Genomic DNA, 14,116 nt, shown 5'->3' on the forward strand with positions numbered 1-14,116 from the left:
TGGCGCGTGGTCAGTCCGACCTCCGACCGTTGCGCAAAAAGGCTTGTCCGGTGATCCACCGCCCCCGCTGGCAATGCCGATTTTCCTGAATGGCCGGTTGTCCGGGTCGGCAGTATCAGACGAGCTGCGCGACCCCGCTGCACCTCAGCCGATCCTCCGCGCGGATTGCGGTCAGGGGGCAGGTATAGCTGAAGGAAGCTGGCCTTGATCGCAAAATCTGCGAAACATCAGCGTTAAATCAAAAGGTTATAGCCATAGAACATGATCACTTTAAGCGCGTCGGGCTTTGTCAAGCCGACGACAGTGCCGCCGTTGCCCTTCGCTCGAATGGCGCGTCTCGGGCGGGAAAGGGGCCGCAGTGGCGGCCCCTGCAATTGTCCTGATCAGAAGAAGCCCAGCTTTTTCGGGCTATAGCTGACCAGCATGTTCTTGGTCTGCTGATAATGATCCAGCATCATCTTGTGGGTCTCGCGCCCGATGCCCGACTGTTTGTAGCCGCCAAAGGCCGCGTGGGCCGGATAGGCGTGATAGCAGTTGGTCCAGACGCGGCCCGCCTTGATCCCCCGGCCAAAGCGATAGCAGGTGTTGGCGTCGCGGCTCCAGACACCGGCGCCAAGACCGTAAAGCGTGTCATTGGCGATCTCCATCGCCTCGTCGCGGGTCTTGAAGGTGGTGACGGCCAGCACCGGACCGAAGATTTCCTCCTGGAAGATTCGCATCTTGTTGTTGCCGCGGAAGATCGTCGGCTTGACGTAATAGCCGCTGGACAGTTCCCCGCCCAGATCGGCGGCCTCGCCTCCGGTCAGAAGTTCGGCCCCCTCTTTCCGGCCGATATCGATATAGGACAGGATCTTCTCTTGCTGCTCACCCGAGGCCTGTGCCCCGATCATCGTGTCGGCCACGCGTGGATCGCCCTGCCGGATCGCCTCGACCCGTTTGATGGCGCGTTCCATGAAGCGGTCATAGATCGATTCCTGGATCAGCGCACGTGACGGGCAGGTGCAGACCTCGCCCTGATTCAGCGCGAACATGGCAAAGCCTTCCAGCGCCTTGTCGAAGAAATCGTCATCCTCGCGCGCGACATCCTCGAAGAAGATATTCGGGGATTTGCCGCCCAGTTCCAGCGTGACGGGGATCAGGTTTTCGGATGCGTATTGCATGATCAGCCGGCCCGTCGTCGTCTCGCCGGTAAAGGCGATCTTGGCGATGCGCGGGTTCGAGGCCAGCGGCTTGCCAGCCTCAAGCCCGAAACCGTTGACCACGTTCAGCACACCCGGCGGAAGGATGTCGCCGATGACATCCATCAGCACCATGATCCCGGCGGGGGTCTGTTCGGCGGGCTTCAGCACGACGCAATTCCCGGCGGCCAATGCCGGGGCCAGCTTCCAGCAGGCCATCAGGATCGGAAAGTTCCACGGGATGATCTGCCCGACAACACCAAGCGGTTCGTGGAAATGATAGGCCACGGTGTCATGGTCGATTTCGGAAATCGAACCTTCCTGCCCGCGCAGCACCCCGGCGAAGTAACGGAAATGGTCGATGGCCAACGGCAAGTCCGCGGCCATGGTCTCGCGGATGGGCTTGCCGTTGTCCCATGTCTCGGCGACGGCCAGTCGTTCCAGATTTGCGGCCATACGGTCGGCGATCTGAAGCAGCATGTTCGACCGTTCGGCTGGCGGGGTCTGCCCCCAGGCGTCCTTGGCGGCATGTGCGGCATCCAGCGCGGCCTCGATATCATCGGCATTCGAACGCGCGATCTGGCCGACACTGGCCCCGGTAATCGGCGTCAGATTGTCGAAATACTTGCCCGAACGCGGCGCGACCCACTTGCCGCCGATGAAATTGTCGTAGCGCGTGGCAAAGGGGACGGCTGTGCCCCCCTGAAACTGTGTAGCCTGATCGTTGGCCATGTGTTTTCTCCTCCTCGATGTCGCCCGGCTGTCATTGCCGACGATCAAGAAAAGCTGGGCGCAAAGCGGCAGCGAAACAACCGGCAGCGGGGCGATGACCTGCGAAACTGTCTCACATCCGAGACAGCCGCAGCTATTTCTGGTCCAGCCCCAGCCGCGCCATGCGCCGGTACAGCGTTGCCCGCCCGATCCCCAGCGCCCGCGCCGCCGCCGAGACATTGCCGTCGCTGCGCGCAAGTGCCCGCATGATGGCGGTCCGTTCGCCCTTGTCAAAGCCGCGCATCCCGTCGTCGCGATGCAGCAGGTCGCCTGCGGGGCGCGGGCGCAGCGCGCCCTCGCGTTCCAGCCCCAGCAGCCTGCGTGCGCCGCGTGTGGCACCAATGGTCAGATCGTCGGCATCCACCGCGATCAGCGCGGCCAGCGGCAGGGAATCGTCGCTGGCGACCACGATCCGGGCCTTGGGAAAACTGGCGCGGAACAGCAGCGTCTCGATGGCACGGGCGGTCTGCATGACCAGCGCCTCGATCAGGCGGGCATGACCGTCCTGAGCGGGTGCCCGTACCGAACTGACATCCAGCGCCGCGATCAGCCTTCCATCCGGCCCCCAGACGGGGGCATCGGTGCAGGACATGCCGGTGTTGCGCGTGTGGAAATGTTCGTCGCGATCAATGGTCAGGGGCCGCGCTTCGGCCAGACAGGTGCCGATGCCATTCGTGCCCTGCGCGGCCTCGGACCAGTCGAACCCTTCCGACAGGCCCCATTCATCGAATTGCGCGGCATCGCCAGCCCTGACGCGATGGGCCAGAACCACGCCCTGCGCATCGGTCAAAAGCACATTGCAGCCCGACAGGCCGACCAGCGCGAAAAGCTGGTCAAGTTGGGGGGCCGCGACATGCAGCAACAGGCCGGTCCCGCCGCGCCGGTCTTTCAGTGCCGCCTCGGTCAGCTTGTCAGGGCGCCGCCCGTCTGCCGGATCGAGGCCGTATTTCTCCATCGAGCGCCGCCAGGACGACACCACCGCCGACACTGCGCTGGCCGATTGCGACTGCTCTGCCACAAATTCCGCATGCGACTTCCGAGACATGATTCCTCCCGCCGCAAGAATAGCAAAGCTGCGGCGGAATTTGTGCAAATTTATGTAACTGCCGGATAAGACAAAAGTTCCCGCCTGCCCCGGCCATCATTGCCCTACTTCCCCATCGCGATCCCCTCGCGTCGCGGATCGGCCCCGCCCTCAAGACCGTCAGCCGTGATCGCGATGGCATGCAAGCCCGAGTTCAGCTCGCGCGCGTTCACCTCAAAGCCCATATCGGTCAGTGCCTGCGACATGGATTCGACCGTGGTTCCCGCCTCTATATCCATGGTGCCAAAGCGGTTCACCAGATGCGGTTGCGCCACGGCCTGCTGCACATCCAGCCCCCAATCCAGATAACCGATAATCGACTGCGCGACATAGCCGATGATCCGGCTGCCGCCAGGCGAACCCGTGACCAGCACCGGCTTGCCATCCTTCAGCACGATGCTGGGTGCCATGGACGAGCGCGGGCGCTTGCCCGGCTCGACCCGGTTGGCGATGGGATAGCCCGCATCGTCATGGGTCTCGAAGGAAAAATCGGTCAGTTCGTTGTTCAGCAGAAAGCCATGGCTCATCAGCCGCGCGCCAAAGCCGTTCTCGATGGTGGTGGTCATCGACAGCACGTTTCCGTCGGCATCCACGATCGAGATATGCGAGGTCGAGGGCAGTTCCAGCGCACTGTCCTGCCCCCACAGCAGCGCATGGCTCCAGCCTGGCGAACCGGCGCTGACCTCGGGCAGGGCATCGTCGCCCGCCAGCAGTTTGCCCCGTCCGGCCAGATAATCGGGCGTGATCAGCCCTTCGGTCGGCATGGGCACGAAATCGCTGTCGGCCATGTACCGCCCCCGGTCGGCAAAGGCCAGACGCGAGGCGTCACCAATCAGCCGCCAGCTTTCGGGGTTTTCTGCCCCAAGCGACGCCAGATCATAGCCTCGCAGCATCCCCAGTATCTGCCCGACCGTCAGCCCGCCGGACGAGGGCGGCCCCATGCCGCAGACATCATGCGCGCGGTATTCGACACAGACCGGCGGGCGTTCGACAACGCGATAGGAGGCCATATCCTGCATGCTCAACACGCCGGGATTCCAGACCGCCCCGCGCACCGCCGCGACGATATCCTGCGCGATCTCGCCCTCATAAAAGGCGCGGCTGCCCTGCGCAGCAAGACGGCGCAGCACATCGGCATAGGCCGGGTTGGTCAGCGTCGCGCCCGCCGCGACGGGCTGGCCGCCGGGAAAGAAATAGGCCGCCGTGGCGGGATCGGCCTGCAAATCCTGCCCCTCGCCCGCGACCAGTTCGGCCAGCCGGGGAGAGACGGCAAATCCGTTCTCGGCCAGCGCAATGGCGGGGCCGAACAGCCCCGCCCAGTTCGCCCTGCCCCAGCGACGATGCGCCTCTTCCAGCAGCGCGGGTGTTCCAGGCACCCCGACCGAGCGCCCGCCCACGACCGCCGACATAAATTCCAGCGGCTGACCGTTTTCATCCTGAAACAGCGTCGGGGCTGCGGCGGCAGGCGCGGTTTCGCGACCGTCCAGCGTGGTGATCAGGCCCGTGGCGGCATCGTACCAGACCAGAAATGCCCCGCCCCCCAGACCCGAGCTTTGCGGCTCGACCAGCCCCAGAACGGTCTGGACCGCAATCATCGCATCTGCGGCGCTGCCACCCGCTTCAAGCACGGCACCGCCGGCCTCGACCGCCAGAGGGTTGGCCGCCGCGACCATCCAGTGCTGCGCAGTGACCGGCCTGCCCGCAGCCTTTTCGGCCATCGCGGCCCGCGCTGCCTCGCCCAGTCCCTGAAATTCCTGCGCCGTGGTCGCCGCCTCGGGCGCAGTCTCGTCGGCTGCCTGTTGCGCATGGGCTGACAGCGCAATGCCTCCCCCCAGAAGCAGAACCGCCAGATTTATCCGTGACATGGCTTTCCCCCCAAAAATCCTGAACAATGGGGGCAGTCTGTCGTCTTGGCGCAGCACGCGCAAGCTTTGTGGATTACTGCGCCCCGGCAAGCGCTTTTTCAAGCTGCGGCAGGAAGCGGTTGGTATAATCTTCGCGCACAAGGGGCCCGGCATGGCGGTACAGCACCCTGCCCTCGCCGTCGATGATAAAGGTCTCGGGTGGCGCGGTCACGCCCCAGTCGATCGCGGTGCGGCCTCGGGGATCGGTGGCCAGCGCATGAAACGGATCGCCATGTTCACCCAGAAAGCCCATGGCGTTGACGTCGGTATCCTTCAGATCGACACCATAGACCGGCAACTGCTGCGACAATTGCGTCAGGGTCGGATGTTCGGCCCGGCAAGGAGGACACCAGCTTGCCCAGAAATTCACCAGCTTGACGCCGGGCTGGCGCAGCAGGTCGCTGGTCAGTTGCGTCTTGCCGGGCAGCGTGGTCGCGGGCAGTGCCGGTGCTTCGCGCCCGATCATGGTCGAGGGCAGCGCATTGGGATCGTCGCGGCCCATGCCCCACAGAAACAGTCCCGCCATCGCGGCAAAAACCAGCGGAGGCAAGGCGACAAGCGGCGTGATTCTAGCCATGTTTTTCCTGTTCTTCCAGATCGCGGCGGGCGCGGGCATTCGCCGCGATGCTTTGCCAGACGATGCCGATCAGCAGCAAGGCCGAAATGCCATAGGCGGTCAGGACCGTGCCCGCGTATTTGCCCAGTTCGATCATGCCCGCATCTCCCTTGCCTGCAACGCGGCCAGACGGCGGCGGCGGATCTCGGTCCGGGTGCGGATCAGCAGCAGCGCCAGAAACAGCAGGAAAAAGCCCAGCATCGACAGGTATAGCGGATAGCGATAGACCGCACTCATCCTTTCGCCCGGTGCGACGGACAGGCTGGCACCCTGATGCAGGCCCTGGTTCCAGAACAGCACCGCATAGCGCGACAAAAGCGCAAAGACCGAACCGACAAGACACAGCACCCCGGTCAGGTCGGCGGCGCTGTCGGGGTCGTCGATGGCCGACCACAGCGCCATGTAGCCGACATAGAACAGCAACAGAATCAGAAAGCTGGTCAGGCGCGGATCCCATTCCCACCATGTGTTCCACATCGGCTGCCCCCAGATCGCGCCGGTGGCCAGCGCGATCAGCGTCATCACCGCGCCGACAGGGGCGGCGGCACGGGCGGCCAGCGCACTGACATGGTGGCGGCGGATGATCCAGATCAGCGAAGCGACCAGCATCATGATCCAGATATTCATCGCCATCATCGCGGCGGGCACATGCAGGAAGATGATCTTGACGGTCGAGCCCTGCTTATAGTCCTCGGGGGTCAGAAAGCCCCAGACCAGCCCGCCAAGCGTACAGGCCACAGCCCCCGCCACCACCCAGGGCAGGATCGCGCCGGATATGCGCATGAACTTGACGGGGTTTGCGTATTCCCAGATCGACATGTGTTTCCCCTAGCGGCGGCTTGGCACGGGCTCAAGTCACATCATCGCAGGTTCACGCGCAAGGCGGCGGCTGCGGCAAATGGTACCAGAGCAATCACTCCGGCGGTGATTCCGGCCAGAAACAGGATCGGACTGGCCGGATTGCCGCCCTCGGTCCCGCGGCGGATGATCTCGGTCCCGAAGATCAGGGTGGGAATATAAAGCGGCAGGACCAGCAGCGACAAGAGAAGCCCGCCCCGCCGTAACCCTACGGTGATTGCTGCGCCAAAGGCCCCAAGCATCGACAGGGCCGGCGTGCCGATCAGCAGTGAGACGATCAGCCAGGGCATCGCCGCACCGGGCAGATGCAGAAGGACGCCGAACAGCGGCGCAACGGCAATCAGCGGCAGACCGGTGGTGATCCAATGTGCGAGGGCCTTGACCGCCACCACGCCCTCCAGCGGAATCGGCGCAGTGGCCAGCAGGTCGAGGCTGCCATCCTCGTGATCCAGCGCAAAGATGCGGTCCAGCGACAGAAGGCAGGACAGCAACGCCCCCACCCACAGGATCCCCGGCGCAATGGGCCTGAGCGCACTGGTTTCCGGTCCGACGCCAAAGGGGACGAGCGCGCAGAGGATCAGGAAAAAGGCCACGGCAAGGCCGAAACCGCCGCCCGCCCGTGTGGCAAGGATCAGATCGCGGGTCAGCAGCGCCAGCATGCACGCCTCGCCGAAATTGCCGGCGCTGCGCTGCCGGCGGAGGGGAAGCGCCCGGTGCCGCGCCTGTGGCCCGCCCTGCCCTTTGCACCCGGCTGACGCAACCGGATGGCCGGGCGCTGCCCGACGCCATGCGTCGGGCGGGGGCAGCGGGCGGGGGCCGCGCGGGTCATGCGAAGGCCTCGTTGAAGCTGTGGGGCTTCGCGGTCGCGGTGGGGTTGGCCCGGAACGAGGTCAGGTCCAGCACGCGGGCCACATCGTCCAGACCAAGGTCGATATGGGTAGCCATCAGGGCCGCCCCGCCCCCCGCCAGATGGTGACGCACCGCCCCGGCAAAACGTTCGACCGAAGCCGTGTCCAGCGACACGGTCGGTTCATCCAGCACCCAAAGCGGTCGGCCCGTCACCAGCAGGCGCGCCAGCCCCAGCCGGCGTTTCTGACCGGCGGACAGCGCCGCCGCCGGACGCCCGGCCAGCGCCTGCAAATCCATGGCCACCAGCGCCGCCCCGACCGCGCCTCCGCCAAAGACCGAGGCCCAGAAGCGCAGGTTTTCGGTCACGGTCAGCGCGGCTTTCAGCCCGTCGGCATGGGCGGCATAGGCCACCGCGTCCCCGGCCATGTCGATGTGGCCCGCGACCGGCGATTGCAGCCCGGCCACCGTGCGCAGCAGCGTCGTCTTGCCGATGCCGTTGGGGCCGCGCAGAATCAGCGCCTCGCCCGCCGACAGCGAGAAAGACAGCCCTTCGACCGCCCTCAGACCGCCGCGCGCGACGGCAAGGTCATGGACGGCCAGCAGGCTGGTCATACCGGCAACAGCGCGCAGGCGACGCGGCGCCCCTCGGACAGGGTGACGTTATAGGTGCGCGCGGCGGTGGGCGAGGCCATCGCCTCGACCATCACGCCCGCTGCTTCCAGCGCCTGAACCAGCGCCTTTGGCGGATGGGCGATCTGTTCGCCCATGCCAAGAAACAGCACATCGACCCGGCCAGCCAGCGCCAGCAGCGGGGCGTCATCCTGAAGCCCGCCCCATGCCCGCGCACCCTCGCGATCGACCAGAACCGCGCCGTCCAACACCTTGCCGCCGACGCGAAAAAAGCCGGGGCCATAGCCATCCACCGGCACGCCCCCCGCATATTCCGCTGGCTGCAACTGCGCCATCAGGGAGCCTCGGCCCCCGAGAAGGGCGAGGTATTGTCCTTTTTCTTTGACCAGTCGCGCTTGACCCCCAGCCACAGCACCACGTTCTTGGCCACATAGACCGAGGAATAGGTGCCGATCAGGATCCCGAAGGTGATCGCAAAGACAAAGCCGCGGATCACGTCGCCGCCCAGAACCACCAGCGCAATCAGCGCCACCAGCGTCGTGCCCGAGGTCATGACCGTCCGCGACAGCGTTTCATTCACCGAGAGGTTCATCAGGTCGCGCAGGGGCCGCGTCTTGTATTTCATCAGGTTTTCGCGCAACCGGTCAAATACGACCACGGTGTCGTTGATCGAATAGCCCACGATGGTCAGCAGCGCGGCAATGGTGGTCAGGTCGAATTTAAGCTGAAAGACGCTGAACACGCCCATGGTGATCAGCACGTCATGGACAAGCGAGACCATGGCCCCAAGCGCGAACTGCCATTCGAAGCGCAGCCAGATATAGATCGAGATCGCCACCAGCGAAGCCAGAACCGCATATACGGCGGTCTGGATCAGCTCGCCCGAGACTTTGGGACCGACCGATTCGACCGACGGGAACGTAACCGAGGGATCGACGGATTTCAGCGCGGCCTCGACGGCGGCGATGGTTTCCGGCGTGACCGATTGCTGGCCGTCCTGCGCGCTGATGCGGACCTGCGCGACATACTGATCGGCGCGGAAGCTGGGGTCGCTGACGCGCGAGATGACGACATCGCCCAGTTTCAGCGGTTGCAGCGCCTGACGGTAGGCGCCGACATCGACGGCCTGCGTCGCCTCGGTCCGGATCGTGGTGCCGCCCCGAAAGTCGATGCCGAAATTCAGGCCAAAGATGAACAGCGCCACGACCGACAACACCGCCAGCAGAGAGGAAATCCCGAAGGTCAGCAACTGCCAGCGAAAAAAGTCGATTGCAGTGTTGTCGGGGACAAGTTTCAGACGGAAAGCCATGTTACACCTCGATCTGGCGCGGGCGGGCGCGTTCGAACCAAATGACCGTCATCAGGCGTGTCACGTAAAGGGCGGTAAAGACCGATGTGACGATCCCGATGGTCAGCGTCACCGCAAAGCCCTTGACCGGCCCCGAGCCCATCACGAACAGGATCGCCGCGATGATCAGCGTGGTGATATTGGCGTCCACAATGGCCGACATTGCCCGGTCATAGCCCAGTTCGATGGCACGGGCCGGGCCGCGCGCGGTCTTCAGTTCCTCGCGGATGCGTTCGAATACCAGCACATTCGCATCGACCGCCATGCCGATGGTCAGAACGATCCCCGCGATCCCCGGCAGGGTCAGCGTCGCGCCGATCATCGACAGCACGCCAAAGATCAGGCCCATGTTGATCGTCAGCGCCAGCGAGGCAAAGATGCCGAACAGACCATAGGACATGACCATCAGCATGACCACCGCGACAAAGCCCACGACCGAAGCCAGACGGCCCGCGTCGATGCTGTCCTGCCCCAGTTCCGGGCCGATGGTGCGTTCTTCAAGGAAGCTGAGATTGGCAGGCAGCGCACCCGCGCGCAGCAGCACGGCCAGCCGGTTCGCCTCGGCGAAATCCATCGAGCCGGAAATCTCGCCCGAGCCGGTGGTGATGGCCTGCCGGATGACCGGGGCGGAAATCACCGCATTGTCCAGAACGATGGCAAAGGGCTGGCCGACATTGGCCGATGTATAGGCCCCGAATTTCCGCGCCCCTGTGGGGTTAAAGCGGAAACTCACGGCGGGCATGCCGTTCTGGTCGGTCGAGGGCAGCGCGTCGGTCAGTTCCTCGCCGGTGACGACCGGCGTTTCGTCGATGGTGTAATAGACGCCCTGCTGGTCGGTCGCGGGCAGAACCACCTGCCCCGCCTCGGTGCGGGCATCGGGGTTCGCGCCGGTTGCGACCACAGTGTTGAAGGTCAGCTTGGCGGTGGTGCCGATCAGCCCCTTCAGTTCCTCGGCCGAACCGAGGCCGGGCACCTGGATCAGGATCCGGTCCTCGCCCTGACGGATGATCGTGGGTTCGCGCGTGCCGACCTCATCCACGCGACGGCGGATGATCTCAAGGCTTTGCTGAATGGTGCGGTCATCGGTAACGGCCTTTTCGGCATCCGACAACTGGATGGTCAGCGCCGCGCGATCGGTGGCGATGGCAAGGCTGGACTGTCCGGCACCGGTCAGCGTGGCGACGGGGTTGGAAAAGCCGCGCGCGATTTCCACTGCGCGGGCCATCTGGTCGGGATTGCCGATCTCGATCTTCAGTGTGCCGTCGGGCGATTGAAGGCGGCGGATCGGGCCGATCGTGGCGCGTTCGTCCGACAGCGCGCGGCGCAGTTCGGGCCACAGCGAATCCATGCGCGCCTTGTACACCTCGGCCACCTGCACCTCGGCCAGCAGTTGCGCGCCGCCGCGCAGATCCAGACCCAGATTGATCAGCCCGTTTGGCAGCCAGCCCGGCCATCCGGCGCGGGCCGCCTGGGCCTCGGGGGTGGTGGCGCCGGTCCTCTCGATCGACGCGATGGCGTCGTTATGCGCCTCGACCCGCTTATAGAACAGGTTGGGCATGGCATAGGCCAGCCCCAGCACACAGATCCCGATGATCAGGATTCGCTTCCAGCGGTCGATCTGAAGCATCTGGCGTCAAGCCCTCACTTGTTGGCGGCGACCGGCGTGGTCACGGTGATCACCTGCGAGATGGTACCGCGCACGACACGAACCTTGACGCCCGACGCGATCTCGATGTCAAGTTCCTCGTCCCGGACGCTGCTGACCTTGCCGATCAGGCCGCCCTGCGTGACCACCTGATCGCCTTTTTTCAGCGCCGAGACCATCTCGCGGTGCTGTTTCACGCGCTTTTGCTGCGGGCGGATCATCAGGAAATACATGATCACGAAAATCAGGATCAGCGGGATGAACTGGGCAAAGGCGGCAGAGCCGCCACCGGCGGCCTGAGCATAGGCGGGGGTAGCAAACATGGAATATCCTCTTGGCTGTCAGACCGGGCCAGTGAACGATCGGTCGGGTTCGAATTGGCGCGCAACCTATCCGCAGCCGCGGGCCTTGGCAAGAAACTGCGCGGACTGCGCCGGTCACGGACGCGACAGCGCGGCGGCGCTGCGCGGTGGACTTGACCCGGTCGCTGTGGCAGTCCCGTCAGCGGACCCACGCGAAGGACAGACAGCCATGGCCGATACCCGCCCCCAAAAGGATGCCGCGACCGAAATCCTGCGGCTGATCGACATCATGGCACGGCTGCGCGACCCGGCCACGGGCTGCCCTTGGGATATCGAACAGGATTTCGCCTCGATCGCGCCCTATACCATCGAAGAAGCACACGAGGTCGCCGATGCCATCGAACGCGAGGCATGGGACGAATTGCCCGGCGAACTGGGCGATCTGCTGTTGCAAGTCGTGTTCCATGCGCAAATGGCGCAAGAGGCCGGCATGTTCGGCTTCGCCGATTGCGCGGCCGCGATTTCCGACAAGCTGATCTTTCGTCATCCGCATGTCTTTGGTGACGAAAGCCGCGACAAGTCCGCCGCCCAGCAGGTCCGCGACTGGGAAGAGATCAAGGCCAGGGAACGCGCGGGCAAGGCCGAACGTGGCACGCTGGACGGGGTGGCGATGGGCCTGCCCGCCCTGACCCGCGCGATCAAGTTGCAGAACCGCGCCGCCCGCGTGGGCTTTGACTGGCCCGGCCCTGGCGACGTGCTGGCCAAGATTGCCGAGGAAACCGCCGAGCTGGTCGAGGCGCGCGACAGCCTTGGTCCCGGTGCACTTGAGGAAGAATTCGGCGATCTGGTCTTTGTCATGGCCAATCTGGCCCGGCATCTGGACATCGACCCCGAACAGGCCCTGCGCCGCGCCAACGCGAAATTCACCCGCCGCTTTCAGGCCATCGAGGCCGCGCTGGCCGCCGATGGCCGCCGCCCCGAGGACAGCGACCTGGCCGAGATGGATCGCCTGTGGGATCAGGCCAAGGCTGCGGAAAAGGCGTCGGGTTAACCGGAACTGCGGCATGACAGTTGCCATGTTATCGCTAACGGAATATAGTCGCGACAAATCACCGGAGCCCGCGACATGTCCCTGCATGCCACCATCGACCACGTCACCGACCGCATCCGCGAACGCTCGGCCAAGACGCGCGACGCTTATCTTAAAAAGATCGCCAAAGCCGCGAATGATGGCCCGCGCCGCGCGCATCTGTCCTGCGGCAATCAGGCTCATGCCTATGCCGCCATGCCCGACAAGCAGGAACTGGCAGCGGCGCGCAAACCGAATATCGGGGTGGTCACGGCCTATAATGACATGCTGTCGGCGCATCAGCCCTATGAGCGCTATCCCGACCTGATCCGCCGCGCGGGGCATGCGGCGGGGGCGACGGTGCAGGTGGCAGGCGGTGTGCCCGCCATGTGCGACGGGGTGACGCAGGGCCGCGCCGGGATGGAGCTTTCGCTGTTCTCGCGCGATGTGATTGCGCTGGCGACCGGGGTGTCGCTGTCGCATGACTGTTTCGACGCGGCGCTGTATCTGGGCGTTTGCGACAAGATCGTGCCCGGTCTGGTGATCGGCGCGGCCACATTCGGCCATGTTCCTGCCGTTTTCCTGCCGGCGGGACCGATGACTTCGGGCCTGCCGAATGACGAGAAATCGAAGATCCGCCAGCAATTCGCCACGGGCGAGGTCGGGCGCGACGCGCTGATGGCGGCCGAGATGGCATCCTATCACAGCCCCGGCACCTGCACCTTTTACGGCACCGCCAACAGCAACCAGATGCTGATGGAATTCATGGGCCTGCACCTGCCCGGCTCCAGCTTTGTGAACCCGAACACGCCGCTGCGCGACGCGCTGACCGTCGCCGGGGTGGAACGCGCGGCGGCGATCACCCGGCTGGGCAACGATTACCTGCCGGCGGGCGAGGTGCTGGACGAAAAAGCCTTTGTGAACGGCATTGTCGGGCTGATGGCGACGGGCGGGTCCACCAATCTTGTGATGCATATCCCGGCCATGGCGCGGGCGGCAGGCGTACTGATCGACATTCAGGATTTCCACGACATTTCGGAAACCGTGCCGCTGATGGCGCGGGTCTATCCTAATGGTCTGGCCGATGTGAACCATTTCCACGCGGCTGGCGGTCTGGGCTATATGATCGGGCAGTTGCTGGATGCGGGGCTGCTGCATCGCGATGTGCGCACCATCAACGGCACCGGGATGGAGGGCTATACCGCCGAGCCACGGCTGGATGGCGCGCGCATCCGCTGGGAAGAGGGCGCGAAACAGTCGCTGAACGACCGGATCCTGCGCCCGGCCAATGATCCCTTCGCGAAATCCGGCGGGCTGAAGCAGTTGCAGGGCAACCTGGGGCGCGGCGTGATCAAGGTCAGCGCCGTGGCCGAAGACCGCCATGTGATCGAGGCACCGGCCCGCGTCTTTACCGATCAGGAACAGGTCAAGGCAGCGTTCAGGGCGGGCGAGTTCACGGCGGATACCGTGGTCGTCGTCCGCTTTCAGGGGCCGCGCGCCAATGGCATGCCCGAACTGCATTCGCTGACCCCGATCCTCGCCGTGTTGCAGGATCGCGGGTTGCGGGTCGCGCTGGTGACGGATGGGCGGATGTCGGGGGCCTCGGGCAAGGTACCGGCGGCGATCCATATCTCGCCCGAAGCCTCGGTCGGCGGGCCGCTGTCGCGGGTGCACGATGGCGACGTGATCCGGCTGGACGCGACCACCGGCAGCATCGACTGCCTGACAGAGGGGTTCGAACAGCGCGCGCCCGCCGCATTTGACCCGTCAGCCAGCAGCGAGGGTATGGGCCGCGAAATGTTCGCCTTTTTCCGCGCCAATGCCTGCGACGCAACCGAGGGCGCGGCCTGCGTGGTCTGACG

14 protein-coding genes are annotated in these 14,116 nt (G+C 64.9%); 2 read left to right on the forward strand and 12 right to left on the reverse strand.

The features are described 5' to 3' along the window. Nucleotides 1-383: 383 nt before the first annotated feature. From adh to yajC, 12 genes are all read right to left on the reverse strand, one after another. Nucleotides 384-1,910 (reverse strand): aldehyde dehydrogenase, encoded by a 1,527-nt coding sequence (gene adh / locus ACK5L9_RS02280; RefSeq protein WP_416909825.1) that lies wholly within the window; start codon nt 1,908-1,910, stop codon nt 384-386. 133 nt (nt 1,911-2,043) lie between these two features. Then, nucleotides 2,044-2,994, reverse strand: a complete 951-nt coding sequence (locus tag ACK5L9_RS02285; RefSeq protein WP_416909826.1) for a GAF domain-containing protein — start codon at nt 2,992-2,994, stop codon at nt 2,044-2,046. 104 nt (nt 2,995-3,098) lie between these two features. Beyond that, on the reverse strand, nt 3,099-4,898 hold the full coding sequence (gene ggt, locus ACK5L9_RS02290) for a gamma-glutamyltransferase (protein WP_416909827.1): 1,800 nt from the start codon (nt 4,896-4,898) through the stop codon (nt 3,099-3,101). A 73-nt stretch (nt 4,899-4,971) separates the two neighbouring features. Continuing rightward, the gene (locus tag ACK5L9_RS02295; protein WP_416909828.1) at nt 4,972-5,514 is read right to left on the reverse strand and encodes a DsbE family thiol:disulfide interchange protein; all 543 of its coding nucleotides are present in this window, start codon (nt 5,512-5,514) and stop codon (nt 4,972-4,974) included. Then, nucleotides 5,507-5,650 carry a heme exporter protein CcmD gene (ccmD, locus tag ACK5L9_RS02300; protein ID WP_416909829.1) on the reverse strand — a complete coding sequence of 48 codons (144 nt, stop codon included), beginning with the start codon at nt 5,648-5,650 and terminating at the stop codon, nt 5,507-5,509. Before ccmD ends, ACK5L9_RS02295 begins: the two co-directional genes overlap by 8 nt. After that, entirely contained in the window at nt 5,647-6,372 is a 726-nt protein-coding gene (gene ccmC, locus ACK5L9_RS02305; RefSeq protein WP_416909830.1) for a heme ABC transporter permease CcmC, read from the reverse strand. The genes ccmD and ccmC overlap by 4 nt, the downstream gene beginning before the upstream one ends. Before the next feature lie 41 nt (nt 6,373-6,413). After that, nucleotides 6,414-7,070: a heme exporter protein CcmB gene (ccmB, locus tag ACK5L9_RS02310; RefSeq protein ID WP_416909831.1), complete on the reverse strand. Its 657-nt coding sequence runs from the start codon at nt 7,068-7,070 to the stop codon at nt 6,414-6,416. 166 nt (nt 7,071-7,236) lie between these two features. Next, entirely contained in the window at nt 7,237-7,872 is a 636-nt protein-coding gene (gene ccmA / locus ACK5L9_RS02315; RefSeq protein WP_416909832.1) for a heme ABC exporter ATP-binding protein CcmA, read from the reverse strand. Continuing rightward, a complete protein-coding gene (locus ACK5L9_RS02320; RefSeq protein ID WP_416909833.1) occupies nt 7,869-8,225 on the reverse strand; it encodes an Mth938-like domain-containing protein in 357 nt (118 codons plus the stop codon). The genes ccmA and ACK5L9_RS02320 overlap by 4 nt, the downstream gene beginning before the upstream one ends. Continuing rightward, the gene (gene secF, locus ACK5L9_RS02325) at nt 8,225-9,199 is read right to left on the reverse strand and encodes a protein translocase subunit SecF (protein ID WP_416909835.1); all 975 of its coding nucleotides are present in this window, start codon (nt 9,197-9,199) and stop codon (nt 8,225-8,227) included. Before secF ends, ACK5L9_RS02320 begins: the two co-directional genes overlap by 1 nt. 1 nt (nt 9,200) lies before the next feature. Continuing rightward, nucleotides 9,201-10,865 (reverse strand): protein translocase subunit SecD, encoded by a 1,665-nt coding sequence (gene secD, locus ACK5L9_RS02330; RefSeq protein WP_416909836.1) that lies wholly within the window; start codon nt 10,863-10,865, stop codon nt 9,201-9,203. 14 nt (nt 10,866-10,879) lie between these two features. Next, the gene (yajC, locus tag ACK5L9_RS02335) at nt 10,880-11,206 is read right to left on the reverse strand and encodes a preprotein translocase subunit YajC (RefSeq protein WP_416909837.1); all 327 of its coding nucleotides are present in this window, start codon (nt 11,204-11,206) and stop codon (nt 10,880-10,882) included. Nucleotides 11,207-11,414: 208 nt separating this feature from the next. Between yajC and mazG the strand changes: the two genes are divergently transcribed. Both mazG and edd read left to right on the forward strand, forming a co-directional pair. Beyond that, entirely contained in the window at nt 11,415-12,236 is an 822-nt protein-coding gene (gene mazG, locus ACK5L9_RS02340) for a nucleoside triphosphate pyrophosphohydrolase (RefSeq protein WP_416909838.1), read from the forward strand. A 75-nt stretch (nt 12,237-12,311) separates the two neighbouring features. Continuing rightward, entirely contained in the window at nt 12,312-14,114 is a 1,803-nt protein-coding gene (edd, locus tag ACK5L9_RS02345) for a phosphogluconate dehydratase (RefSeq protein WP_416909839.1), read from the forward strand. Nucleotides 14,115-14,116 lie beyond the last annotated feature (2 nt).

The sequence above is a fragment of the Paracoccus sp. (in: a-proteobacteria) genome, from assembly GCF_047973135.1.
Taxonomy (GTDB): domain Bacteria; phylum Pseudomonadota; class Alphaproteobacteria; order Rhodobacterales; family Rhodobacteraceae; genus Paracoccus.